Below are 20,663 nucleotides of genomic sequence, written 5' to 3' on the forward strand. Positions count from 1 at the left end.
CGTCCCGACTGCCGCAGCCCATCACATGACTGCCCCGGCGCCCGCGTCCACCCTGCCGCGCACGGCCTGGCGCCTGCCCGCTGTGCTGGCCGGCTGGCTGCTGGGCACGGCGCTGCAGTTGCAGCAGGGCGCGCTGTGGCCGTGGCCCGCTTATGGGGGCACGCTGGCATTGGCGCTTGCCGTGGGAGGTCTGGCGTGGCGACTGCCCCAATGGCGTTGGCTTGGCTGGCTGATTGCCGCGCTGCTGGCCTGGAGCGCCTGCGGCTTGCGCGCAAGTGTCTTTCTGGCGGCGGCGCTGGCACCGCAGCTGGAGGGGCAGGACTTGCGCGTGACCGGCCTGGTGGCCGCCATGCCGCAAGAGCGCGACACCAGCTTGCGCCTGCGGCTGCAGGTGGAGTCCGCACTGCTGCACGGCGCCCCCGTGCAGGTGCCGGCGCTGATCGACCTGACCTGGTACGCGCAAGGCCAGCATGACGGCGAACTGGCGCCGCCCCCCGCCGTGCGCGCGGGCGAGCGCTGGCGCCTGACCGTGCGCCTGAAGGCGCCGCACGGCGGGCGCAATCCGCACGGCTTCGATTACGAGCTGTGGCTGTGGGAGCAAGGGGTGCAGGCCACCGGCTACGTGCGCACCAGCGCGCGGCTGGATGCGCTGCACGGCCCGCCGCAGCGGCTGGCCGCCACCTGGCGCTACCCCGTCGAGCAGCTGCGCCAGCGCGTGCGCGATGCGATTGCCCGCACGCTGGCCGACCCTGCCGGGGATGCCGCCCCGGATGCTGCCCGCCAGCGCGCCGCCGGCGTGGTGACGGCGCTGGTCACCGGCGACCAGCGCGCCATTGACCGGGCCGACTGGGACGTGTTCCGCGCCACGGGCGTGGCCCACCTCATGAGCATCTCGGGGCTGCACATCACGCTGTTTGCCTGGCTTGCGGCCGCACTGCTGGACCGGGCCTGGCGCCGCTCGCAACGCCTGTGCCTGGCCGTGCCCGCGCCCACGGCGGCGTTGGTGGGCGGTGTGCTGCTGGCCGCTGCCTATGCGCTCTTCAGCGGATGGGGCGTGCCCGCGCAGCGCACGGTGTGCATGTTGGCCACGGTGGCGCTGCTGCGCCTGTCGGGGCGGCGCTGGCCCTGGCCGCAGGTGTGGCTGCTGGCCTGCGCGGTGGTGCTGGCGGTCGATCCGTGGGCGCTACTGCAGCCGGGCTTCTGGCTGAGCTTTGTGGCCGTGGCTGTGCTGTTTGCTACCGATTTGGGAGCTGCTAGCGCTTATCCCGTAGGCGTTGCAGGCCGTTTTTATGCATTGCTTCGAGAACAGTGGGTGGTGACGCTGGCGCTCACGCCCCTCACGCTATTGCTGTTCGGGCAGGTTGCGCTGGTGGGGCTGCTGGCCAATCTGGTGGCGATTCCGTGGACCACGCTGGTGGTCACGCCGCTGGCGCTGCTGGGGGTGCTGTGGGCGCCGCTGTGGCAGGCGGCGGCGTGGTGCGTGCAGGCGTTGTCGGTGTTGCTGCAGTGGCTGGCAGCCTGGCCCTGGGCGCAGGTCGCTTTGCCCATGGCCCCGCTGTGGGCCGGCGCGGCAGCCGTGACCGGCGGCGTATTGCTGGCGCTGCGCCTGCCGTGGGGCGTACGTGCCCTGGGCCTTGCGCTGCTGCTGCCGGCGCTGTGGTGGCAGCCCGCGCGCCCGCAGCCGGGGCAGTTCGAGCTGCTGGCCGCCGACGTGGGCCAGGGCCAGGCCGTGCTGGTGCGCACGGCGCGCCATGCGCTGCTGTACGACGCCGGCCCGCGCTACCACCAGGACAGCGACGCGGGCGAGCGCGTGCTGGTGCCCCTGCTGCGCGCGCTGGGCGAACGGCTGGACCTGCTGGTGTTGAGCCACCGCGATACCGACCACACCGGCGGCGCCGCGGCAGTGCTGGCGCAACAGCCGCAGGCACGCCTGCTGGGGTCGATTGAGGCCGACCATGCACTGCAGGCCCTGCGGCCCGCCGAGCCTTGCCTGGCGGGCCAGCACTGGAACTGGGACGGCGTGCTTTTCGAAGTGCTGCACCCGCCGCGCGATGCGGGCGATGGGCCGGGCGCCCGTGCGCCGAAGTCCAATGCCACGAGCTGTGTGCTGCGCATCGCAGCCGCGGGGACCAGTGACAAGACCGGCGGTGCGGTGGCCCTGCTGGTGGGCGACATCGAGCGCGCGCAGGAACAGGCGCTGGTAGATGGCGGTGCAGCGCTGGCGGCAGACCTGCTGCTGGTGCCGCACCATGGCAGCAAGAGCTCGTCCAGCGCGCCATTCCTGGATGCCGTGCAGCCGCGCACCGCGCTGGTGCAGGCCGGCTACCGCAACCGCTTCGGCCACCCCGCGCCCGACGTGGCGGCGCGCTACCGGCAGCGCGGCGTCTTGCTCGTGCAGTCGCCGCCCTGCGGCGCGGCGCGTTGGGTATCCGATGCGCCGCTGGCCGTGCACTGTGAACGAGAGGCCACGCGGCGCTACTGGCACCACCGCGTGCCCGAGGCGTCACTTTTGCCGCAGCCGTAGCGTTGCCGGGCCTGCAACTTGCTATCCTGGGGTCAGGAGGCACGCCGCATGCAGCAGTTCGACGAGATGTACACCGTGCTGCCCTTCGGGGGCAGCGACGTGCGGGCGCACTACCGGCATTACGGCCAGTGGCTGGCGCAGCAGCCGGCCGATGCCATGCAGGCCCGCCGCGCGCAGGCCGAGGTGATCTTCCGCCGCGTGGGCATCACCTTCGCCGTGTATGGCGACAAGGACGAGGAGGGCGCCGGGACCGAGCGGCTGATCCCCTTCGACCTGATTCCGCGCATCATCCCCGCGCAGGAATGGCGCCGCATGCGGCGCGGCCTGGTGCAGCGTGTCACGGCGCTCAACCGTTTCATCCACGACATCTACCACGGCCAGGACATCCTGCGCGCAGGCATCGTGCCTGCCGACCTGATCCTGGCCAATGCGCAGTTCCGTCCCGAGATGGTGGGCCTGGACGTCCCGCAGGACGTGTACGCGCACATCGCGGGCATCGACCTCGTGCGCGCGCCGGGCGCGGATGGCGAGGGCATCCACTACGTGCTGGAGGACAACCTGCGCGTGCCGTCCGGCGTGTCATACATGCTGGAAAACCGCAAGATGATGATGCGGCTGTTTCCCGAGCTGTTTGCGCTGCACAAGGTGGCCCCCGTGGCGCACTATCCCGACCTGCTGCTGGACACGCTGCGTGCCAGCGCGCCGGCCTGGAGCAGCGCCGACCCCACCGTGGTGGTGCTCACGCCCGGCATGCACAACAGCGCCTATTTCGAGCACGCCTTCCTCGCGCAGCAGATGGGCGTGGAGCTGGTCGAGGGCCAGGACCTGGTCGTCAAGGACAACGTCGTCTACATGCGCACCACGCGCGGCCTGCAGCGCGTGCATGTCATCTACCGGCGCGTGGACGACGACTTCCTCGACCCACAGGTGTTCCGGCCCACCTCCACACTGGGCTGCGCGGGGCTCATGCAGGCCTACCGCGCGGGCAACGTGGCCATCTGCAACGCCGTGGGTACGGGCATTGCGGACGACAAGTCGGTGTACCCGTACGTGCCCGAGATGATCCGCTTTTACCTGGGCGAGCAGCCCATCCTGGCCAACGTGCCCACCTGGATGTGCCGCCGCCCTGAAGACCTGCAGTACGTGCTGGGGCATCTGCCGGAGCTGGTGGTCAAGGAGGTGCATGGCGCGGGCGGCTACGGAATGCTCATCGGACCCGCGGCCACGCGCGCCGAGATCGAGGCCTTCCGCGCCGCGCTCATCGCCAATCCCGCGGGCTACATCGCCCAGCCCACGCTCTCGCTCTCGACCTGTCCCACCTACGTGGATGCGGGCATCGCGCCGCGCCACATCGATCTGCGACCCTTCGTACTCAGTGGACAGAAAGTGCAAATGGTGGCCGGCGGGCTCACGCGCGTGGCGCTCAAGGAAGGCTCGCTCGTCGTCAACTCGTCGCAGGGCGGCGGCACCAAGGACACCTGGGTGCTGGGGGATGAGGATGGAGGTCAATGAGATGCTGAGCCGCACTGCCGATCACCTGTTCTGGATGTCCCGTTACACCGAGCGGGCAGAAAACACCGCCCGCATGCTCAACGACAGTTACGAGACCTCCCTGCTGCCGCAGTCCGATGCGCAGGCGCAGGAGGGCTGGCGCGGGCTGCTGTCGATCAGTGAGCTGATTCCCGCCTACACCGCGCGGCAGGGTGCGATCACGGCCACGGGTGTGCTGCGGTTCATGGTGTGCGACGAGGGCAACCCGTCGTCCATCGCCGCGTGCCTGCGCGCGGCGCGCGAGAACGCGCGCGCCGTGCGCGGTGCCCTCACCACGGAGGTGTGGGAGACGCTGAACCAGACTTGGCTGGAGCTGTCACGCCAGCTGCGCGAGGGGGCCTTCGAGCGCGACCCTGGGCAGTTCTTCGAATGGGTGAAGTACCGCTCGCACCTGTCGCGCGGGGTCACGCTGGGCACCATGCTGCAGGACGAGGCGTTTCACTTCCTGCGCCTGGGCACCTTCCTGGAGCGCGCCGACAACACGGCGCGGCTGCTGGACGTGAAGTTCCATGCGGTGCAGAGCGATTTCCACGGGTTGGCGGGTGATGCCCGCCGTTCCACGCCCGAGGCCGACTTCTACCACTGGAGCGCCATCCTGCGCAGCGTTTCGGCGTTTGAGGTCTACCGCAAGGTGTACCGCGACGTGATCACGCCCGAGCGCGTGGCCGACCTGCTCATGCTGCGGCGGGACATGCCGCGTTCGCTGCATGCCAGCATGCACGAGGTGGTGGACAACCTGGCTGCCGTCGCGCATGAGCATTCGGGGGAGACCGAGCGGCGGGCCGGGCGCCTGCTGTCCGATCTGCGTTACGGCCGCATCGACGAAATCCTGGCCACCGGCCTGCATGCCTACCTTACGCAGTTCCTGGACCGCGTGAACGAACTCGGCGGCTGCATCAGCAGGGACTTTCTCGCGCCCGCGGCGGACTGACCGGCACTTCCGGGCCCGGGCTCCGGGGGGTGTTTATTGGCCCTGTGCCATCTGGCGGCTCTGGGCATCGTGCGCGCAGTTCGCGCGCGCGCCTTGGCGGGCAGGGGGCACCAGGCCGTACTGGGCCAGCACGCTGGCCTCCAACTCGCCCGACTCGCGCGCGCATTGCAGTTCGGCAATCACTTCAGCGCGTGTGCGGCCGACAGTGTTGGTACGGTCGTGGGTGGAATGGGGCATGGCGGCCACCTGCGTCTGTGCCGCCGAGGGCGCAGGGGCGTGCTGCGGCACCTGGGCCAGCGCGCCCGTGGTGGCGGTGCCGGCCAGCGCCAGTACGGCACTGGCGATGGCGCCGCGCAGCAAGGGGCGGCGCGTGGAAGGGACCTGCGAGGTCAGCGTATGCAAGGCGTTCATGAGGGCTCCTGTGGGGACACTGCCGGCGGCACCATGCCGTCCGTGGAGCCACTGTGCCGGCCCGCCCGTCGGCGTTCCAGCGCATTGCGACGAACCGCGCGCCGGCGTGCGCCAGCTGCCGTGCACGTTCGCCAGTGCGGCCGTCCCCGCGGTCAACGCGATGCGTTGCGCCGCTGCTCGCGCAGCATGAACAGGTACAGGCCCTCGACCTTTTCGCGCGCCCATGGCGTCTTGCGCAGGAACTTGAGGCTGGAGACGACGCTGGGGTCGCTCTGGAAGCAGCGCACGGGAATGCGGCTGGCCAGACCCTCCCAGCCGAAATACTGCTGCAGCGCCACGACCATCGCCTCCAGCGTGATGCCGTGCAGCGGGTTGCGGGGCTGTGCGGGTGGTTGTGGGGCGGGCGCTGCAGGTTGGTCGGTCATGGACGGCGAGCATACGCGCTTGCCGCCCACGAACGCTGATTTGAAGGAAATTGCCCTATAGCGCTTATTTGGTAAGCGCCAACAGCTATTAAAAATATAGCAATTGCCTCTGCTGGTGTTGCAGCAGCGGCTCGTTGGCAAACAGCTCCGCAGCCCAGTCGACGAAGGCGCGTACCTTGGCGCTCAGATGGCGGTTGGGCGGATACACCACGTACACGGGCAGCAGGGGGTGGGACCAGTCGGGCAGCACGCGCACGAGTTCGCCGCGCTCAAAGTGCTGCTGGGCCTGGAAGGTAGTGATCTGCCCCACGCCCTGGCCGGCGACGAGGGCGTTCAGATAGGCGTTGCTCTCGTTCACGGCCAGGTGAGAGGGGCCCGAGGTTTCGATCACCTCGCCGTCCTTGTGAAACTCCAGCGGGTAGCGGCGCGCCGAGACGGGCGAGAAGTAGATCACGGTGCGGTGGCTGCGCTCCAGGTCCAGAGGGTGCGCGGGCACGCCAAAGCGCTCCAGGTAGGCGGGCGCGGCCACGGTGATGAATTCCAGGTTTCCGATGCGCCGCGCCACCAGGGACTGGTCGGCCAGCTCGCCGCCGCGGATCACACAGTCGACGTTGTCGCCGATGAGGTCCACGGTGCGGTCGCTCACGCCCAGGTCGATCTGGATGTCGGGGTAGCGCTCCTGGAACTGCGCCAGGTTTGGCACGATGAGCAGCCGCGCCACCGACGATCCCACGTCCACGCGCAGACGCCCGCGCGGGTTGGCGCGCGCCTGGCTCATGCTGGCTTCGATGTCGTCGAAGTCGGCCAACAGGCGCACGGTGCGGTCGTAGAACGCGGCGCCGTCGGCCGTCACGGTGACGCGGCGCGTGGTGCGGTTGAGCAGCTTCACGCGCAGGCGCTCCTCCAGCGCCTGGACGTGCTTGGTCACGGTGCCCTTGGGCAGCTGCAGTGAATCGGCGGCGCGCGTGAAGGTGCCAGCTTCGACCACCCGCGCGAATATGCGCATGGCCTGTATCTGGTCCATGTGCCTCTCCTTCTCGCTGGTGGATGAGAGTCTGGAGGCCTACCGCGGCACGCTGTACCTCACGCAGCGCCGCTACCAGGCGGGCGACGTGGCGAAACTGGACGTGGCGCGCGTGCAGACGGAGGTGGCGGCCACCGAGTCCGAAGCACTGGCGCTGGAGCGCCAGCAGGCGCAGCTGCGGCATGCATTGGCCGTGCTGGTGGGCGACGTGGCCACGGGCTTCTCGCTGACACCGGCGGCGGTCGAGGCCGCGCTGCCGGTGATTCCGCCCGGCGTGCCCAGCACGGTCCTGGCGCGCAGGCCCGATGTGTCTGCGGCCCAGGCCGCGGTGCTGGCGGCGCAGGCACGCGTGGGCGTGGCGCAGGCGGCGTGGTTTCCTGCGCTGGCACTCACGGGCAGTGCGGGCTTTGCATCGCCCGAGCTGGGCGATCTGTTCAAGTGGTCGGCGCGTTCCTGGGGCATTGGCATGCTGCTGTCGCTGCCGCTCTTCGATGGCGGCCAGCGCGCCGCCCAGGAGGAGGGTGCGCGCGCCCGGCTGGAAGGGGCGCTCGCCGCCCACCGCGGCCAGGTGCTCACGGCCTTTCGCGAGGTGGAAGACCAGCTCAGCGCGCTGCGTCTGCTGGCCGACCAGGCGCAGGCACAGGACCGCGCCGTGCAGTCCGCCGCGCGAGCTGCGCAACCGCCGCCAGGCGCTGCAGGTGCGCACAGCGCAGTACATGGCCACGGTGGGGTTGGTGCGCGCGCTGGGCGGGGGTTGGGATATCACCAGCTGAGCGCGTAGGGATTCGCGCCCACGCGACTGCGCCGCGGGGCGTTGCACTCTATAGTGACCGGTTGCGGCCGGCGCGGGTCTTGCCCCTGCGCCTGGCGCCCGATTTTTCTTGACATGACACCCAGGAGCCCATTGCATGACCTATCCCGACACGCGCCTTTTCATCGCCGGCCAATGGCAGGACGCCGAGAGCGGCAAGACCATCGCCGTGCACAACCCGGCCACGGGCCAGGAAATCGGGCGGGTGGCGCATGCGGGCATTGCCGACCTGGACCGTGCGCTGGAGGCTGCGCAAAAGGGCTTCGAGGTGTGGCGCGACACGCCCGCCATCGAGCGCGCCAAGACCATGCGCCGGGCGGCCGCGCTGATGCGCGAGCGCGCCGATGCCATTGCAGCCATCCTCACGCAGGAGCAGGGCAAGCCCCGGGCCGAGGCGCGTGTCGAGGCCATGGCCGCGGCCGACATCATCGAGTGGTTTGCCGATGAGGGCATGCGCGTGTACGGCCGCATCGTGCCGTCGCGCAACCTGGCCGTGCGCCAGATGGTGGTGAAGGACCCGGTGGGGGTGGTGGCCGCGTTCACGCCCTGGAACTTCCCCATCAACCAGGTGGTGCGCAAACTGGGCGCGGCGCTGGCCGCGGGCTGCGCGGTGCTGGTCAAGGCGCCGGAGGAGACGCCCGCCAGCCCGGCCGAGTTGATCCGTGCGTTTGCCGATGCCGGCGTGCCCGCCGGTGCGGTGGGCCTGGTGTACGGCAACCCGGCCGAGATCTCCAACTACCTGATCCCGCACCCCATCGTGCGCAAAGTCACGTTCACCGGCTCCACCCCCGTGGGCAAGCAACTGGCGGGGCTGGCGGGCCAGCACATGAAACGTGTGACCATGGAGTTGGGCGGCCACGCCCCTGTGATCGTCTGCGAGGACGCGGATATCGAACTGGCGGTCAAGGCCTCGGGCGGCGCCAAGTTCCGCAACGCGGGGCAGGTATGCATCTCGCCCACGCGCTTTTTGGTGCACGAGAGCGTGCGCGCCGACTTCGTGGCCGCGCTCACGCGCCATGCCCAAGGCCTGAAGGTGGGTGACGGCCTGGCCGAGGGCACGCAGATGGGCCCGCTGGCCAACCCGCGCCGCGTGGCGGCTATGGTCGACCTGCTGGCCGATGCCGTGCAGCAGGGCGCCACGGTGCGCACGGGTGGCGAGCGGCTGGGCGAGGTGGGCAACTTCTTTGCGCCCACGGTGCTCGACAACGTGCCGACCCATGCACGCATCTTCAACGAGGAACCCTTCGGACCCGTCGCGGCCGTGCAGGGTTTCACGCAGCTCGAAGCGGCCATCGCCGAGGCCAACCGCCTCGCCTACGGCCTGGCGGGCTACGCGTTCACGCGCTCGCTCAAGAATGCCCACCTGCTGAGCCAGCGCGTCGAGGTGGGCATGCTGTGGATCAACCAGCCTGCGACGCCCTCGGCCGAGCTGCCGTTTGGCGGCATCAAGGATTCGGGCTACGGTTCCGAGGGCGGCCCCGAGGCGCTGGAGGCTTGCCTGAACACGCGCGCGATCTCCATCACCCACGTCTGACGCCGCCCTTCAGCACCACCAGCCCCGGCCTGCCGGGGCTTTTTTTACACCGCGCTCAGAAGCGGTAGGTGCCCGTCAGCAGCACGTTGCGGCGCTCGCCGTAGAAGCAGTCGCCGCGCGCCAGGCACTGGGTGATGTTGACCTTGTCCGTCAGGTTGTTGATGTTCAGCGCCAGGCGCCAATCGCCCGCGTCGTAGGCCACCATGGCATCGGCCAGCAGCACCGACGGGGTATCGATGGCCGGTGTGCCGGTCCACTGCGATCCGGTGTAGCGCACGCCGGCGCCCACCGTCCAGCCGCCCCGGCCCTGGGCCGCGAAGCGGTGCATGAGCCAGCTGGACGCCGTGTGCCGCGGCACGCCCGCCACGCGCTGGCCCTGGTCGCCCGCGTTGCTGCGGCTGATGGTGGCGTCGGCATAGGCATAGCCCAGCGTCCAGTCCCAATGGCGCGCCAGGCTGGCGGTCATCTCGGCTTCGAGACCCTTGATGGTGACCTCGCCGATCTGCAGGCTGTTGAGCGGGTTGCTCGGGTCGGTGGTCTTGCGGTTCTTCTCGCGCAGGTGGTAGAGCGCCGCAAAGGCCGAGATGCCGCGCCCTTCGGGCATCCACTTCACGCCGGCCTCCCACTGCTGGCCGCGCTGGGGTTTGTAGGCCGTGCCGTACACGTTGACGCCGCCCAGCGGTTGGAACGACTCTGAATAACCGACATACGGTGCCCAGCCCCCGCCGGCCTGGTAGGTCAGGCCCAGGCGCTTGGTCCAGGCCTTGTCGTCCACCGCCGCGGCGGGGCGGCCTTCGGTGTCGGTCTTGGCGCGGTCATGGCGCAGGCCCAGCGTGGCGGTCCACGCACCCCAGCGCATCTGGTCCTGCAGGTACAGGCCCAACTGGCGCTGCGTCACGTCGGGCAGGGCCGTCAGGGCGGCGCTGCTGGGCGGGGTGAAGTTGCCGTACACCGGTGCATACACGTCGATGGCGGGCGCCACGGCGCGCCAACTGGACTGGCTGGTGTGGTTGCGCTGACCATCCACGCCGACCAGCAGCGTGTGCTCTACCGCGCCCGCGCGCAGGTGGCCTTCCAGCTGCGTGTCGATGAGCAGCAGGCGGCTGGCGTTGCGTTGCCAGGCGGCGTCGCGCAGCACGGTGCGACCATTGGCGTCGAACACCGGACGCGCGGGTCGGCCGCTGGCGGCATTGGCAGTGAAGCTGGTGTAGAGCGTGCGGTAGTCCACGTCGCTCACGGTGCGGCGCAGGTTCTGGCGCAGCGTCCAGTCGCCGTTCAGGCGGTGGCTGAAGAGGTAGCCCCAGGAGGCGTTCTCGGTGTCGTAGGCGTCCCAGCCCGGCTCGCTGATGAAGGTGTTGGTGGGAATACGCCCGTAGGCACTCGGCAGCCGCGTGCCCTGCCAGGGGAAGAAGCCGATCAGCGAGCCGCTTTGGTCCTTCTGGTAGTGCGCCTGCAGCGTAAGCGAGGTGTCCGCACTCGGCCGCCAGGTGAGCGATGGCGCGAACACCACGCGGTCATCGTCCACGTGGTCCAGCTGCGTGCCGCTGTCGCGGCCCACGGCCACCAGGCGGTAGAGCCACCGGCCCTCGGCATCCAGCGGGCCGGTCAGGTCGGCGGCGATCTGCTTGCGCGCATGGCTGCCTATCTGCACCTGCACCTCGCGCTGGCGCTCGGCCAGCGGACGCTTGGACGTGAGGTTGAGCACGCCGCCCACGCTGCCCTGGCCGTAGAGCACCGAGGAGGGGCCGCGCAGGAATTCCAAGCGCTCCAGCGTGTAGGGCTCTGCCTTGACATTGTTGTACGTGCCATAGGTGCGCAGCAGGCCGTCCAGGTACTGCGTCACATCGCCGCCGCGCGCCTTGAAGCTGTCCACGCGGCTGTCGAAGTAGCTCGACACGATGCCCGCGCTGTAGCGCGTGGTCTCGCGCAGCGTCTGTACTCCCTGGGCTTCCATCTGGTCGCGCGTGACCACGCTGATGGCCTGGGGTGTCTCGATGAGCGGCGTGTCGGTCTTGGTGGCCGACAGCGCGCGGCGGGCCACGAAGCCCCGTACCGGTTCGGTGGCGCTTTGCTGCGCCGGGTCGGCGCTGATGGTGACCGCGGGCAGGGCGGCTTCGGTGGTCTGGGCATGCGCGGCGGCGCCGCACAGCAGCGCCACGGCGGCCTGTGCGGCGGCAGTGCGCGTGGCGGGGAAAGTGCGAAAGATCATGGTGCTATGAATAGTGAAGCTGGTTGCGCAAGATGGACGGACGCTGCAGCGTGTTTTGATAGAAATTGAGGTGCTCAGAACGTGTAGTCCAGCGTGACGTAGAGCGAGCGCGGCTCGCCCGGTGTGACGGCTGCAAAGCCCGCAGCCGTGGTGGATGCGTCCACGTAGTAGCGCCGGTTGGCGGCGTTCTTCAGGTTGGCTTGCAGTCGCACGCCGCCGCCGAACTGGTAGCCCAGCGCGAGGTCCACCACGGTGTAGCCGGGCAGGCGCCACCGGTTGTCGTTGGCGGTGAACTTGTCGCCCTGGTGGACCAGCCCGCCGCCGACCCACAGGCCGGGCACCCGGGGCAGGCGGTACTGGGTCCACAGCGAGGCGGTGCGCCGCGGGGCGAGCGCGACGCGGTGGCCCACGTTGGCGCCGGGCACGGTGTCGGCCAGCACCTTGGGGTCGAGGAAGGTGGCCTGCGCGGTAACGCTCCAGCCCGGGGTGATGCGGCCTTGGGCCTCCACTTCCAGCCCCTTGATGCGCTGGCGGCCTGTCAGCACAGAGTAGCCGGGGTGCTCGGGGTCGTTGGCCGGTGCGTTGGTCAGTTCCAGCGCGAAGGCCGACACGGTGGTGAGCAGGCGCTGGCCCAGCCATTCCTGCTTCCAGCCCACCTCCAGCTGCTTGCCCTCGGAAGGCGGTGCCGCGCGGTCGCCCCACAGCAGCGTGCCCGAGTTCGCCTGGAACGAGCGCGCATGGCTCACATAGAACATGCTGGCGGGCAGGGGCTGCCAGCTCAGCGCGGCGCTGGGTTGGGTCTTGCTCAGATCCGTGGCGGGCTTGGTGTAAGCGTCCTTGAGCCGGTCGCGGCGCAGGCCCAGCAGCAGGCTGAAGTCGCCCAGGGCGAGCCGGTCCTGCACGAACAGGCCCGTGTTGCGCGTGTCCGAGGCCACGGCGGCCCTGCCGCCGGAAGCCGCGGGCGGCACCAGGCCCGTCACGGGCTGGTACAGGTCCACCGCACCCAGGTTGCCCGTGCCACGCGCACCGTACACGCCCTCGATGGCACGCCAATCCAGCCCGGCGAGCAGCGTGTGGCGCATGGGACCCGTCCGCACTTGTGCGCGCAGTTCGGCCAGCGCGGTGTCCGACGTGTAGTTCTGCCCCGGTGCCAGCCAGTAGCTGCGCGCCACCTGGCCGCCCGTCACCGGGCCGATGGGATAGACCATGTTCACGTTGCGAAAGGTCTCGTTGCGCGACAGGTGCACCCGCCCTTCAAGGCTGTCGGTGAAGCGGTGCTGCAGCTCGGTGGAATAAAAGCGCAGGTGCCCGTCGGTGCGCAGCCAGGGCTCGTCATAGAAGGTGCCCACCGGGAGCACGTCCGCGCTGCGCGGGTTCTGCGGGTCGGGCACCGCCAGCCCCACGGTGGATACGCCTTCCAGGCTTTGGTACTCGGCCTGTGCGCGCCAGCGCGTGTCCGGCGTGAGCTGCCATTCCAGGCTGCCGGCCAGGCCCTGCTTGCGCGGCGTGTTGCCGTCCACGAAGCTGCCGCCGCGGCTCGCGCCGCCGTCCAGCCGGTAGCGCAGCGTGCCGTCGGCATTCAGGGGGCCGGTGAGGTCGAATTCGGCATTGCGCCAGCCGTGGCTGCCCGCGCCGATCTTCACGCTGCGCAGCGGATCGGCCTGGGGCCGCTTGCTCACGTAGTTGACGAGGCCGCCCGGCGCCACCTGGCCGAACTCCAGCGCGGCCGGGCCCTTGATGACCTCGACGCGTTCGATGTTGAACAGCGGTGGGTCGAGCAGGTGCACGAACTTGGCACCGTCGCGCAGGTAGTTGTAGGTGTTGTTGGCCCACAACCCGCGGATCGCGAACTGCGAGTACGAGCCTGCGTACTCGCTGCGCGAGGACACGCCGGCCGCGTTGCGCAGCACGTCGCGCTCCGTGGTGGCCAACTGCTGCTCCAGCAGCGCGCTGTCGATCACGCTCACGGCGCGCGGCGTCTCCAGCACTGGCAGGCCCAGGCGCGAGCTGCTTTGCGCGCGGCGCGCGGGCGTGGCGGCGGCGCCCGCCGTGGAGTCGACCACGTCTACCTGGCGCAGGGTGGCGGTTGCCGCCGGCGCGCCTTGCGGGGCCTCGGCGGTCTGCGCGATCGCGCTGCCGCACAGCAGCCACAGCGCGGCTTGCGCGGCCAGGGCCACGGCCGTGCGCCGCGGCCGGGGAACAAGGGGAGGTTTCATGGCGGTAGGGGATGCAAGGGGCGGGACACCGCTCAGCGCGCCTTGGCGGTCGGTGCGGGCAGGGCGGGCAGGGCGGGCGATATGGCGCCGTGCGTCTGCACGAAGCTCAGCGTGGTCACGTAGCTCGCTTCGCCATAGGGCTGGCCCAGGTGCTCGCCGGGGGTCTTGTCGGTGTGCTGGACCTCGGCCACGTACTGGCCCTGCCATGGCAGGGCAAAGCGCACCGTGCCGTCTTCGCCGGTGGTGGCCTCGCGCGACCAGCCGGAGGGCGCCACCAGCGTCACCTTGGCCTTGGGCAGCGGGGCGCCCTGGAACACCACGCGCAGCGTGCCGTCCTGCCCCGTGGGCACGAGGTCCAGGGGCGCGGCGGCGTCCACCGGCTGCGCCAGGCTGGACACCCAGCGCGCCGCGGGGCGCCACAGCAGCGGCGGACGCTGCGTCTTGCTGCGGTCGATGAGCGGGTACGGGGCTTCCGCCCAGAGCGTGTCCGCAGCGCTTTGCGGCGCATAGACGAAGGCCGTGGGCGTGCGGCGGCCTTCGGTCGACCGCGCTCCGGCCTGGCGTAGCACAGGCACTGCGGTGAATTTATCCAACAGGCCCGGCGAGGTCTCGCGCAGGTTATCGGCGTATTCACCGAAGTGCAGGCGCGTCTCGTTCGGTGCCTGCTCCAGCCAGACCTGGTGGGCCTGCGCAGCGCCGCCGGCCAGCAGCAGCGCACCGGCCAGCCGCGCGAGGGGGTGTCGAGGGATGAGGGACATGGGCGTGTTCTCCTGTGAATGGATGGATGTATGCGAGGAATGGCGTTTGCTATTGAATGAATAGCTGTCAGCGCTTTACAGATAAGCGCTGTGGCCGGTTTTGATGCGAAGATCAGGCAGGCGCATGAAGGCTCTCGCAAGGGCGCTCCAGGGCGCCTTGTGGATAACGCTGGCTGCCTGCGCCAGCCGGGCGGCTGGCGTGGGTGGCTCTGAAAGAAGTGCGTGTGCGTCGGCACACCGGCCCGCGATGCGGGCCATGCGGGCTCAGCCCGGCCCGGCGCCGGCGCAGCCCGTGGCCGCGGCCCCTACGAACAGCGCGGCCAGCAAGGCCGCCACGCCGGCGGTGGGCAGCCAGCGTGGCCGCCAGGTGGCCAGCGCCGTGGCGGCCAGCGCTGCCAGCGAGAGGGCTACGCTCCACCACACCAGGCCCATGGGCACGGTCGGGGCCGGCCGTCCCACGGCATGGGCCAGGGCCGCTGCCAGCAGTACCCAGCCCACGCCACGCAGGCGCTGCAGCGTGGGGGCGGTGGCGGATCGGCGCAGCGCGTCCTCGTGGTGCCGATCCATGCCCAGGGCCATGGCGCACCAGCCGGCCAGGCACAACAACAGTTCTGTCATCTCAGGCTCCCGCGCGGTGGCCGCGCGCGGCCGTTAGGTGTGCCGGCACGGCCGCTGGGGGCCTTGCGCTGGCGGGCGCCCGCAGCGGCCGCAGCCGGTAGGCCAGCGCCAGCAGCAACGCGCCGGTGGCGAGGAATGCCAGGTCCATGCCTGCCAAAACCCAGTCGCGGGCTGGCAGGCTGACGCCCAGGTGCGCGTGCGTGGTGGCTGCGTTCAACAGCGGCATCAGCGCCCAGAGCGCCCCGGCCAGTGCCAGCAGGGCGCACCAGCCGCGCCGGCCCGGCGAGGCGGCCGCGAGCAGCAGCGCTAGCGCCCATGCGCTGAAGAAACAGGCCAGCTCCGCATCGGCCCGCGCCGCCCAGTGCAGCGGCAGCAGCCGGTTGGCAGCGAGGTAGACCGCCAAAGCCAGCGGCAGGCCGGCCAGCGCCGCCAGGTTGAGGCTGGCCACCAGCCGCNCGCCGAAGGGCAGGCGCTGGGGCTGCCCGGCATGGGGACGCCGTGCCTGCGCTTGGCGCTTGACAGTCCACAGCACCAGGCCGGTGGCGATCATCAGGCTGCCCAGCACGCCGAAGCCGAACAGGGCCCAGCGCAGGCCGGGACCTGCGAACCGTGCAAGGTGCAGGCCGTAGAGCACGCCATAGGTCTGCCGTGCCGCGCCGGCGGGGGCGGCTTCGTGCAGCAACTGGCCACTGGCGCCATCGAACCACAGGCGTTCGGGACCGTACTGCAGGCGGTCGCCGTCATGGCGCGTGACCTCCAGGCGCACATCGCCGCCGGGGTCGCGCTGCGCGCGCAGGCGCTGCACGCGCCCTCCCTGCCAGTGGGCCTGGGCCTGCTGCATGGCAGCGGCCACGGCCAGCGGTGGCAGGGGCGCGGGCGGACCGGCCTGGGCGGTGCCCGCGCTGCGCGGGGCGTCCCCCTGCAGTTCTGCGAAGTAGCTGGCCGTGTCGGTGCCGCGTGCGCCGGGATACACGGCGGCAATGCCCGCCGGCAGGTACAGCGAGTGAAAGATCATGAGTCCGCTGAAGGTGATCACCAGGTAGAACGGCAGCGCCAGCACGCCGCTGACGTTGTGCGCATCCAGCCATGCACGCTGGCCGCCCTTGGCGGGGCGAAAGGTGAAGAAGTCCTTGAAGATGCGCCGGTGCGTGACCACGCCGGTGAGCAGCGCCACGAACATCAGCAGCGTGGCCACGCCCACGATCCAGCGCCCTTGCAGCACCCATCGGCCCTGGTGCGCGGTGCGCAACTCGAAATGGAAGCGGTAGAAGAAGTCTCCTCCTGCCGTGGCCCGTGGCGTGAGGATGTCGCCGGTGGCGGGGTGCACCAGCAGGGTCTGGAAGCGCTCGCGCGGCCCTGCGTGCCACAGCAGCGACAACTCGGGCTGGCGCTCGTCGGGCAGGCGCATGATCCACTGGGTGGCATGCGGTGCGTGCTGCCGCAGGGCGGCCAGGGCGCGCTCGGCGACGGCTGCCGCGTCATCTGCCTTGGCGGGCGGCAGGGCCTGGAGTTCGGGGCGCATCCAGTGGTTGAACTCGGGCTTGAAATACGACAGCGTGCCCGTCACGAAGATGGCAAACAGCAGCCAGCCCAGCAGCAGCCCCGCCCAGGTGTGCAGCCAGGCCATGGCCTGGCGAAAGCCCTCGCGTGCGGGAGCGCGGGATGCGTCGGCGGGCGGGCTCATGCGGCACCCGCCAGCCATTGCGGCACCTGGGCGGCCAGCCCCAGCAGCATCGCAGGGCCCAGCACGCCGCACCAGGCCTGCCAGGCCGTGCGCGCAAAGAAAACCCAGGCGATGGCCAACGCATAGACCAGCCACGCCAGCAAGGTGGCGGCCAGCACGGCGTCCACGCGGGTGCTGCGTTGTGCCAGGGCCAGCGCGGCCGCAGCCGTGAAGGCCGCCGTGAGCGCATAGCCTCCCGCCACCGCGGCCAGTGTGCGCGAGGCCACGGCGAGCCGGTAGCGCCACAACGGTTGCGTGGGCCTCATCGGACTCCCTCCTGTGCCGCGAGGGAGCGGGACGGCCGCACGGCGGTCGAGGCCTCGCCGTTGAACAGGGGCGGGGCGGCGTCGAGGCGCAACGTCAAGGCGGAGCAGGCGCGGGCCACGGGTTACTTAAGATATGTCATGAGAACGATTCGCATTTAAGTATAGGTGAGGAATGCCTGCGTACGTGAAGGCCGTCCGCCGTTGCGATGCGTGCGCGCGACAGGTGCCGCTGCGCCGGCACCACAGGCAGGCCCATGCACGGCGCCGGCTTGGTCGTGCACCGCAAAACGGGCTGTAACGTTGCGAAAGCGTCCGCGTGAGCGTCAGCCGCGCTCAACCGGCCGGCCGGGGTCGCTGCACCACTCGCTCCAGCTGCCGGCAAACAGGGCCGTGGGACCCAGGCCCGCGATTTCCATGGCCAGCAGGTTGGGCAGGGCGCTCACGCCGCTGCCGCATTGATGGACGACGGTGGCGGGGTCGCGGCCCTCCAGCAGGGTGGTGAACTCGGCACGCAGCTGCTCCGGGCTCTTGAAGTGGCCGTCCGTTCCCAGGTTCAGGCCGAAGGGGCGGTTGAGTGCGCCGGGGATGTGGCCCGCCACGGGATCCAGCGGCTCCACCTCGCCGCGGTAGCGCGGTGCGCCGCGTGCGTCGATGAGAGTCTGCGCGCTGTGGCCCAGGGCGTCATGCACCTGCTGCACGCTGACCAAGCGGCGCAGCGGCTCGCGCAAGACGAAGTGGGACGCGAAATGCGTGGCTTCATCCCCGCTGGCCAGCGCGCCGCCGGCGGCCTGCCAGGCCTGCAGCCCGCCGTCGAGCACGGCCACGGCATCATGTCCCGCCCACTTGAGCATCCACCACAGGCGGCCGCAGTAGTTGGCGCCGTTGCGGTCGTACACCACGGCCTGCATGTCATTGGCAAAGCCGATGTCCGAGAGCCAGGTCGCAAATCGCTCGCGGTTGGGCAGCGGGTGGCGCCCGCCCGATGCGGGATCGTCCGCCGCCGAGGCCACGACCGTGCCGCCCGCGCCGGGGGCGCCATGGCGGGCGCTCAGGTGCTTGTCCAGGTCGGCGTGGAAGGCGCCGGGGATGTGCGCCTCGCGGTATTGGCTGGCGCCCAGGGTGGGTTGGGTGAGGTCGAAGCTGCAGTCGAAAACCATCAGCGGCTGGCCGCTGTGCAGGAGGGACTGCAGTTCAGGAACGGAGATCAGCGTGGTGTAGGGCATGGTCGGGCTCTGTGCGTATCGATCAGGCCCCATTGTCGCGGCGTTGGGCGCGCCAGCGCGTCAGTGTTCTTCGGCAGGCGTGTCCGGCGCGGCCCGGGCGCGCAGTACGGTGGCCGTGATGCCGCTGCCCACGATGAGCGCCATGCCCGCCCAGCCGATGAGTGGCAACTGGTCGCCGAACAGCGCCACGCCGTAGATGCTGGCGAAGACGATGCCCGAGTACTGCAGGTTGGCCACCACCAGCGTGCCGCGGGCGGTGAGGGCGCGCGAGTAGGCACGCGTCATGCACAACTGCCCGCCCGCGGCCAGCAGGCCCAGCGGCAGCAGCCACAGCGCGGGCCACCCGGGCCAGTCGGACATACCCGTGACCAGCATAGCCGCGCCGCCGGCTACGGCCGAGCCCACGGCGAAATAGAACACGGTGCGCGTCTCGGGCTCGCCCAGGCGCGACAGCGCCACCACCTGCATGTAGGCGAACGCGGCGGTCAGGCCCGAGCACAGGCCCACCAGGCCCGCGAAGGCCTGGTTGTCGTCGATGCTGGGGCGCAGCATCATGACCACGCCCGCGAACCCGACCAGCACGGTCAGCACCAAGGTCACTTGCAACGGCGGGCGCGGCTGCGCGCTGGAGGGGCGCCAGGCGAGCAACGCGCCGCCGATCAGGAAGGCGGCGATCCACACGCTGCTCATGTAGTTGAGCGTCATCGCCGTGGGCAGGGGCAGGTAGGCGATCGCGTAGAACCACGCGCCCAGCGATGTCACGCCAATCAGGCTGCGCCAGGCGTGCATGCCGGGGTAGCGTGTGGCCAGCGCCACCTTTTGCGAGCGTGCCAGCGCCCAGAGGATGGCCATGCCGATGAAGCCGCGGTAGCAGACCAGTTCGGCCGCGTTGAAGTAGGCGGAGGCCATCTTCACGCAGACCCCCATGCTTGCGAACAGGAACGCCGCCAACACCATCCAGAGCGCTTGCATGGAAAACCTATGGGTATGAATAAAAATAGCTGCCAGCGCTTGTGTATCAAGCGCTGGCAGCTATTGTAATGGTAGCGTGGGGCGGCGGTGTGGGGCCTTAGCCGCGGGACACGGCGGCACCCATGCGACCGCGGTACCACTCGTGGAAGTGCTGCATGCCGTCCTCCATGGGGCTCTGGTAGGGGCCGACCTCGTTGTCGCCGCGTTCCATCAGGGCCTTGCGGCCCGCGTCCATGCGCTCGGCGATCTCGTCATCCTCGATGCAGGTTTCCATGTAGGCCGCACGCTGCGCCTCGACGAACTCGCGCTCGAAGGCGACGATTTCCTCGGGGTAGTAGAACTCCACCATGTTCAGCGTCTTGTCCACACCGATCGGGTGCAGCGTGCTGACGGTGAGCACGTGCGGATACCACTCCACCATGATGTGCGGGTAGTAGGTCAGCCAGATCGCGCCGCGCTCGGGCATCTTGCCTTCGCGATACTTCAGCAGCACCTCGTGCCACTTCTTGTACACGTCGGAGCCCGGCTTGCCGAACGTGGAAGCCACCCCCACGGTTTGCACGGAGTATTCCTTCTGGAACTCCCACTTCAGATCGTCACAGGTGACGAAGTTGCCCAGGCCCGGATGGAACGGACCCACGTGGTAGTCCTCCAGGTAGACCTCGATGAAGGTCTTCCAGTTGTAGTTGCACTCGTGCAGTTCCACATGGTCGAGCGCATAGCCCTCGAACGACAGCTCACGCTGCGTGCCCATGCCGGCCAGGTCGGCGGCGATGTCGCGACCGTTGTCCTCGAACAGCAGGCCGTTCCATTCGCGCAGCTTGTAGTTGTTGAGATTCAGGCAGGGGTCGTGCGCGAAATGCGGCGCGCCCAACAGCTCGCCGCTGGTGGAATACGTCCAGCGGTGAATCGGGCAGACGATGTTGCCGCCCGCATGGCCCTTGCCTTGGGCCTGCAGGTTGCCGCGGCCCTTGAGCATCACTGCCTGGCGGTGCCGGCAGACGTTGGAGATCAGCTCCACCCGCCCCTGGGCATTGCGCACGAGGGCGCGGCCCTCCTTTTCCTGGGGCAGCGCGAAGTAGTCGCCCACCTCGGGGACGGCGAGTTGGTGCCCCACGTAGCGGGGCCCTCGCTGGAAGATCGTCTCCAGTTCGCGCTGCAGCAGCGCTTCGTCGAAATAGCTGGAAACTGGTAGTTGGCTTGCGGCCTGCTGCAGTTGAAGACTTAAATCAGACATGGGTGACCTGACCTAAAGACTCCCCACAGGGAGGGTGCGCGTGCGCACGGGGCTATAGAAAAAACGAAACCGGCCCAGGGAAGTACTCCATAGCCGGTTCGTGGTGAAGGAATGGGATTATAGGTGGTGGGGTTATTTCCGCGGCGGGTGTACGTGTATTGCGCGCGCCTAGCAAGCCGCGTGCGGCGTCCGGGGCGGCGATCTCCCGCCGGCCGCGGGGGCATCCCCGC

Annotated in this window: 15 protein-coding genes and 3 pseudogenes; 5 read left to right on the forward strand and 13 right to left on the reverse strand. The window is 69.9% G+C overall.

All coding sequences use genetic code 11. The features are described from left to right. Nucleotides 1-25: 25 nt before the first annotated feature. Genes OX89_RS03660 through OX89_RS03670 form a run of 3 tightly spaced genes read left to right on the forward strand, consistent with a single transcriptional unit; the run spans nucleotide 26 to nucleotide 5,006 of the window. On the forward strand, nucleotides 26-2,524 hold the full coding sequence (locus tag OX89_RS03660) for a DNA internalization-related competence protein ComEC/Rec2 (protein ID WP_047349597.1): 2,499 nt from the start codon (nucleotides 26-28) through the stop codon (nucleotides 2,522-2,524). A gap of 48 nt (nucleotides 2,525-2,572) precedes the next feature. Beyond that, entirely contained in the window at nucleotides 2,573-4,036 is a 1,464-nt protein-coding gene (locus OX89_RS03665; RefSeq protein ID WP_047349598.1) for a circularly permuted type 2 ATP-grasp protein, read from the forward strand. 1 nt (nucleotide 4,037) lies between these two features. Beyond that, a complete protein-coding gene (locus tag OX89_RS03670) occupies nucleotides 4,038-5,006 on the forward strand; it encodes an alpha-E domain-containing protein (RefSeq protein ID WP_047349599.1) in 969 nt (322 codons plus the stop codon). A 33-nt stretch (nucleotides 5,007-5,039) separates the two neighbouring features. Here the strand turns inward: OX89_RS03670 and OX89_RS03675 are convergent, their stop codons facing one another. The 3 genes from OX89_RS03675 to OX89_RS03685 form a co-directional block, all read right to left on the reverse strand. Continuing rightward, nucleotides 5,040-5,417: a hypothetical protein gene (locus tag OX89_RS03675; protein ID WP_047349600.1), complete on the reverse strand. Its 378-nt coding sequence runs from the start codon at nucleotides 5,415-5,417 to the stop codon at nucleotides 5,040-5,042. A 152-nt stretch (nucleotides 5,418-5,569) separates the two neighbouring features. After that, nucleotides 5,570-5,842 (reverse strand): VF530 family DNA-binding protein, encoded by a 273-nt coding sequence (locus tag OX89_RS03680; RefSeq protein ID WP_047349633.1) that lies wholly within the window; start codon nucleotides 5,840-5,842, stop codon nucleotides 5,570-5,572. An 88-nt stretch (nucleotides 5,843-5,930) separates the two neighbouring features. Further along, nucleotides 5,931-6,866: a LysR family transcriptional regulator gene (locus tag OX89_RS03685; RefSeq protein ID WP_047349601.1), complete on the reverse strand. Its 936-nt coding sequence runs from the start codon at nucleotides 6,864-6,866 to the stop codon at nucleotides 5,931-5,933. Between the two features lie 16 nt (nucleotides 6,867-6,882). On the opposite strand from OX89_RS03685, the pseudogene OX89_RS03690 reads away from it, so the two are divergent. Next, nucleotides 6,883-7,639: pseudogene (locus tag OX89_RS03690) on the forward strand (TolC family protein); the annotation flags it as partial. 135 nt (nucleotides 7,640-7,774) lie between these two features. After that, nucleotides 7,775-9,211 carry an NAD-dependent succinate-semialdehyde dehydrogenase gene (locus OX89_RS03695; RefSeq protein ID WP_047349602.1) on the forward strand — a complete coding sequence of 479 codons (1,437 nt, stop codon included), beginning with the start codon at nucleotides 7,775-7,777 and terminating at the stop codon, nucleotides 9,209-9,211. Between the two features lie 55 nt (nucleotides 9,212-9,266). Here OX89_RS03695 and OX89_RS03700 read toward each other — a convergent pair whose 3' ends face one another. The 10 genes and pseudogenes from OX89_RS03700 to OX89_RS03740 all read right to left on the reverse strand — a co-directional run bounded on the left by OX89_RS03700 (nucleotide 9,267) and on the right by OX89_RS03740 (nucleotide 20,433). After that, nucleotides 9,267-11,420, reverse strand: coding sequence for a TonB-dependent siderophore receptor (locus OX89_RS03700; RefSeq protein WP_047349603.1), 2,154 nt, complete (start codon nucleotides 11,418-11,420; stop codon nucleotides 9,267-9,269). A gap of 74 nt (nucleotides 11,421-11,494) precedes the next feature. Next, nucleotides 11,495-13,636 (reverse strand): TonB-dependent siderophore receptor, encoded by a 2,142-nt coding sequence (locus tag OX89_RS03705; protein WP_047349604.1) that lies wholly within the window; start codon nucleotides 13,634-13,636, stop codon nucleotides 11,495-11,497. A gap of 32 nt (nucleotides 13,637-13,668) precedes the next feature. Then, nucleotides 13,669-14,394, reverse strand: a complete 726-nt coding sequence (locus tag OX89_RS03710; RefSeq protein ID WP_015912676.1) for a DUF4198 domain-containing protein — start codon at nucleotides 14,392-14,394, stop codon at nucleotides 13,669-13,671. Nucleotides 14,395-14,658: 264 nt separating this feature from the next. Beyond that, on the reverse strand, nucleotides 14,659-15,012 hold the full coding sequence (locus OX89_RS03715; RefSeq protein ID WP_047349605.1) for a DUF3325 domain-containing protein: 354 nt from the start codon (nucleotides 15,010-15,012) through the stop codon (nucleotides 14,659-14,661). Between the two features lies 1 nt (nucleotide 15,013). After that, nucleotides 15,014-15,467: pseudogene (locus tag OX89_RS18995) on the reverse strand (PepSY domain-containing protein); the annotation flags it as partial. Nucleotide 15,468: 1 nt separating this feature from the next. Continuing rightward, nucleotides 15,469-16,696, reverse strand: a pseudogene (locus OX89_RS03720) (PepSY-associated TM helix domain-containing protein); the annotation flags it as partial. Further along, nucleotides 16,693-17,001: a DUF3649 domain-containing protein gene (locus OX89_RS03725; protein ID WP_047349607.1), complete on the reverse strand. Its 309-nt coding sequence runs from the start codon at nucleotides 16,999-17,001 to the stop codon at nucleotides 16,693-16,695. The gene OX89_RS03725 and the pseudogene OX89_RS03720, both read right to left, overlap by 4 nt. 323 nt (nucleotides 17,002-17,324) lie before the next feature. Further along, nucleotides 17,325-18,224 (reverse strand): sulfurtransferase, encoded by a 900-nt coding sequence (locus OX89_RS03730; RefSeq protein ID WP_047349608.1) that lies wholly within the window; start codon nucleotides 18,222-18,224, stop codon nucleotides 17,325-17,327. A 60-nt stretch (nucleotides 18,225-18,284) separates the two neighbouring features. After that, entirely contained in the window at nucleotides 18,285-19,196 is a 912-nt protein-coding gene (locus OX89_RS03735) for a DMT family transporter (protein ID WP_015912681.1), read from the reverse strand. Nucleotides 19,197-19,293: 97 nt separating this feature from the next. After that, nucleotides 19,294-20,433, reverse strand: coding sequence for an aromatic ring-hydroxylating dioxygenase subunit alpha (locus OX89_RS03740; RefSeq protein WP_047349609.1), 1,140 nt, complete (start codon nucleotides 20,431-20,433; stop codon nucleotides 19,294-19,296). Nucleotides 20,434-20,663 lie beyond the last annotated feature (230 nt).

It is taken from the genome of Diaphorobacter sp. J5-51 (assembly GCF_001023515.1).
In the GTDB taxonomy this organism is placed as follows: domain Bacteria; phylum Pseudomonadota; class Gammaproteobacteria; order Burkholderiales; family Burkholderiaceae_C; genus Diaphorobacter; species Diaphorobacter nitroreducens.

What these genes read in the sequence shown, in the direction of transcription:
- OX89_RS03660 (WP_047349597.1), top strand. Translation starts at nt 26, where the DNA reads ATGACTGCCCCGGCGCCCGCGTCCACCCTGCCGCGCACGGCCTGGCGC.
- OX89_RS03665 (WP_047349598.1), top strand. Translation starts at nt 2,573, where the DNA reads ATGCAGCAGTTCGACGAGATGTACACCGTGCTGCCCTTCGGGGGCAGC.
- OX89_RS03670 (WP_047349599.1), top strand. Translation starts at nt 4,038, where the DNA reads ATGCTGAGCCGCACTGCCGATCACCTGTTCTGGATGTCCCGTTACACC.
- OX89_RS03675 (WP_047349600.1), bottom strand. Translation starts at nt 5,417, where the DNA reads ATGAACGCCTTGCATACGCTGACCTCGCAGGTCCCTTCCACGCGCCGC.
- OX89_RS03680 (WP_047349633.1), bottom strand. Translation starts at nt 5,842, where the DNA reads ATGACCGACCAACCTGCAGCGCCCGCCCCACAACCACCCGCACAGCCC.
- OX89_RS03685 (WP_047349601.1), bottom strand. Translation starts at nt 6,866, where the DNA reads ATGGACCAGATACAGGCCATGCGCATATTCGCGCGGGTGGTCGAAGCT.
- OX89_RS03695 (WP_047349602.1), top strand. Translation starts at nt 7,775, where the DNA reads ATGACCTATCCCGACACGCGCCTTTTCATCGCCGGCCAATGGCAGGAC.
- OX89_RS03700 (WP_047349603.1), bottom strand. Translation starts at nt 11,420, where the DNA reads ATGATCTTTCGCACTTTCCCCGCCACGCGCACTGCCGCCGCACAGGCC.
- OX89_RS03705 (WP_047349604.1), bottom strand. Translation starts at nt 13,636, where the DNA reads ATGAAACCTCCCCTTGTTCCCCGGCCGCGGCGCACGGCCGTGGCCCTG.
- OX89_RS03710 (WP_015912676.1), bottom strand. Translation starts at nt 14,394, where the DNA reads ATGTCCCTCATCCCTCGACACCCCCTCGCGCGGCTGGCCGGTGCGCTG.
- OX89_RS03715 (WP_047349605.1), bottom strand. Translation starts at nt 15,012, where the DNA reads ATGACAGAACTGTTGTTGTGCCTGGCCGGCTGGTGCGCCATGGCCCTG.
- OX89_RS03725 (WP_047349607.1), bottom strand. Translation starts at nt 17,001, where the DNA reads ATGAGGCCCACGCAACCGTTGTGGCGCTACCGGCTCGCCGTGGCCTCG.
- OX89_RS03730 (WP_047349608.1), bottom strand. Translation starts at nt 18,224, where the DNA reads ATGCCCTACACCACGCTGATCTCCGTTCCTGAACTGCAGTCCCTCCTG.
- OX89_RS03735 (WP_015912681.1), bottom strand. Translation starts at nt 19,196, where the DNA reads ATGCAAGCGCTCTGGATGGTGTTGGCGGCGTTCCTGTTCGCAAGCATG.
- OX89_RS03740 (WP_047349609.1), bottom strand. Translation starts at nt 20,433, where the DNA reads ATGTCTGATTTAAGTCTTCAACTGCAGCAGGCCGCAAGCCAACTACCA.